Source organism: Spirochaetota bacterium, from assembly GCA_026414805.1.
Taxonomy (GTDB): domain Bacteria; phylum Spirochaetota; class UBA4802; order UBA4802; family UB4802; genus UBA4802.
This window is the reverse complement of the sequence record JAOAIH010000167.1, coordinates 1-587: the sequence shown is the minus strand read 5'-3', so window position 1 is coordinate 587 and position 587 is coordinate 1. Positions and strand designations below refer to the sequence as shown.

Sequence of the window (587 nt, the reverse complement as noted above, 5' to 3'; positions counted from 1 at the left end):
GTATTAAACGGTATGCTCTACTCAAGCGCTCAAGTTCTTTTTTTGAATCCAAAAGTTTTTTATCCTTCATAAAAAAATAGGCATAAAGTATTAATGATAGATCAAGAAACACAATTTTTATAAAGGATTTTATAATTGGCAGAATTGATGAAATATCAGTGACTTTATTTTCTAAATACTCCAGGATATATGAATATATGTGGCTATAAGTAGTTGAAAAAAGAATAGGGTTGATATCAAATTTTTCTAGTTGGACACCAACCTTGAATCTGTTCAGAAAGTATTCATTGTCGATTTGCTCTGATGCAAAACGCTTAAAATAATCGTTAAGAGCATGCGTATGGTTTTTAACAAATGAATTATTATTAAAAAGTTTCTTGAGACTATTGATATTCATTAAATATGAATGAAAACCTTCCCAGAAGTCATCAGGAGCAGTATTAATTAGATGATGTATATGGGAAATAATTTCCGTATCATGTGGCTTAATTGAGAGAGTATGTTGTAATTCTTCAATAAATTTTTCATCAATATTGAGATTATTACTTATGAGAGTTATTAATCGATCAAGATTTTTCATTGTTATA

1 protein-coding gene is annotated in these 587 nt (G+C 27.9%); it reads right to left on the bottom strand.

The window, feature by feature from the left end; genetic code table 11:
- On the bottom strand, positions 1-587 hold a 587-nt coding region (locus N3F66_15190; protein MCX8125490.1), incomplete at both ends, for a protoglobin domain-containing protein.